The organism is Actinomycetota bacterium (genome assembly GCA_040905475.1).
Taxonomy (GTDB): domain Bacteria; phylum Actinomycetota; class AC-67; order AC-67; family AC-67; genus DATFGK01.
The window spans coordinates 1-2,401 of sequence record JBBDRM010000170.1; the positions used below are offsets into that span (position 1 = coordinate 1).

The 2,401-nt window shown below is 67.2% G+C and carries 2 protein-coding genes; one reads left to right on the forward strand and one right to left on the reverse strand.

The features are described from left to right. Positions 1-36 precede the first annotated feature (36 nt). On the reverse strand, positions 37-1,182 hold the full coding sequence (locus WEB06_21060; GenBank protein ID MEX2558110.1) for a S8 family serine peptidase: 1,146 nt from the start codon (positions 1,180-1,182) through the stop codon (positions 37-39). 435 nt (positions 1,183-1,617) lie between these two features. On the opposite strand from WEB06_21060, the gene WEB06_21065 reads away from it, so the two are divergent. Beyond that, positions 1,618-2,401 (forward strand): cytochrome P450 (locus WEB06_21065; GenBank protein MEX2558111.1); only part of this gene is annotated, 784 nt, incomplete at its 3' end.

A 2,401-nucleotide genomic window follows, 5' to 3' on the forward strand; every position in this document is an offset into this window, starting at 1 on the left:
GGCCCGCTTCGCGGGCCGGCTCAGACTCCATTCGGTCTAGAGGTTCGTGAACAGCAGGTGGTTGTTCACCGAGTTCGCGGACGTCACCTTGCCCTTGGTGGTCAGGTTGAACAGTGCCTGACGGACCGTGGCCGGTGAGGCGCTCGGCGCTCCCTGCAGGTACAGAGCCGCCACGCCGGCGGTGTGCGGAGCCGACATCGACGTACCGCTGATCGTCCTCGTCGCGGTGTTGCTCGTGCCCCAGGCGGATGTGATCTGGTACCCGGGCGCGAACCAGTCCACGCAGTTGCCGTAGTTCGCCCAGGAGATCTTCTGGTCGTTCTGGCGAGTGCCGCTGATCGTCATCGCCTCGGCGACCCGTGCCGGCGAGTAGTTGCACGCGTTCGCCGCAAACCCCAGGATGTTCCCGTTCCCGGCCGACAAGGTGTAGGAGACGCCGTCGGCGATCGAGTTGCGAACCGCGTTGTCCAGCGCGGTGCTCTTACTCCCGCCGAGGCTCATGTTCGCAACCGCGGGCTGCCCGGCCTGATGGTTGCCGGTGACCCAGTCGACGCCCGCGATGACTCCCGAGGTCGCGCCGCTGCCGTTGCAGCCAAGGACGCGAACCGCCACGAGGGAGGCCGCTTTGGCGACGCCGTAGGTGGACCCGGCCGCGGTGCCGGCGACGTGAGTGCCGTGGCCGTTGCAGTCGTCGGCCGCCCCGCCGTCGATGAAGTCGGCTCCGCTCGTTGCGCGGCCGCCGAACTGGTTGTGGGTGAAGCGGATGCCGGTATCGATGATGTAGACCTTCACGCCCGCCCCGGTCTTCGTGTAGTTGAAGGTTCCGTTGAGCGGGAGGTTCGCCTGATCGATGCGGTCGATGCCCCAGGTAGCCCCGGTCTGGGTGGTGGAGGCCCGCATGATGCCGTCGAGCTCGATGGAGGCGACCCGCTTGTCAGCGACGAGCCTCGCGAGCGCGGCTTGCGGCAGCGTCGCCGAGTAACCCTTCAACGCGTGGGAGTAAACCTGGTGGACGCGCGCACCCGTCAGAGCGGAGTGCTGGCGCGCGACGGCCGCCGGCTCGGCGACCGAATCGTGCAACGTGACGATGAACCGTGCGAGTCGAGGTGCCGGCGCCGCCGTCGCCATCTGCGAGGCGAGCGCTGAGGCCAGCGCGAGTAGAACGAGTGTCCTTCGGGTCATGCCCTCCCCCTTCTCCCGCGGGGCTTCGTGGCCCGCGGCTCTGTGCCGGACTATTTAGGGGCAAAGTGCTCGCTTCTGTCCAGTAGACCGAGCAATGCTCCGTGGCAACCGGGTGGATCGCCAGCCGTCGAACACTTAATGCGGAGAGCCCGGCACCAACAGTGCAAAATGCATCATGTTCGTGCACTTGGTGCAACGCAGACTGAGCCCAGAAGATACGACCGAGTTTGGGGGCAAAAGATGCGAGCTGCGGCCGGCCGACGCCGTTCGCGAGCTTCGAGGATCGCGCCGCGTACGAGGTGGCCGCCTGGCGCGTGCACCTCGAGCGCTCCGGCTCGGCATAAGACCTTCCTCGAGCCGGGTTGACCTGCTCGATGGCGCTCCTACACACTCCGCGTGCCTCACCCTCGACGGGGCACGCGGAGTGTTCTCTTTATGACGACCTCGCCGGAGCTGACCCTCGAAGGGATCGATCTCACCGACCACGACCTCTACGCGTCGGGTCGCCATCACGAGGTCTTGCGGTTCCTCCGAACGAACGCGCCGGTCTTCTGGCAGCGGCAGCGGAGCGGCCCGGGGTTCTGGGCGATCACGCGCTACGCCGACGTCCGCCGCATCTCGCGGGACACGACCGGGTTCATCTCCTCCGGCGGCACCTCGACCATGGACCTCGAGCGTCCGGACTCCGCCTCGCTCGACTACCAGATGATGGCCGGGACGCTGGTGATCACGGACCCGCCGCGACACACCAAACTGCGGGCCCTTGTGAACAAGGCGTTCACGCCGCAAGCGGTCTCGGCGCTGGAGCCGTACGTGCGGCGCGTGGTCGGTCAGATCCTCGACGACGTCTCTGCCCGCGGATCGTTCGACTTCGTCGGCGGCGTGGCCGCGCGGCTTCCGTTCGTCGTCATCTGCGAGATGCTTGGGGTGCCGGATGAGGATCGCGCCGCTCTGTTCGCGAGCATCAAACCGATGCTCGCGACCGGTGTAGACCTCGCCGCCGACACCTTGCTGAACCCGATGGACGCCGCGCGTGGGCTGATCGACTACCTCGGCTCCCTGATCGACGAGCGCGGCTACCGGCCCCGGTCAGATCTAGTCAGCGGAGTGGTTCGGGCGGAGCTCGACGGTGAGCAACTGAGCCGCGCCGAGGTGCTCGCGCTCTGCATCCTGCTGTTCATCGCCGGGAGCGAGACGACGATGAACGCGATCTCCGGCG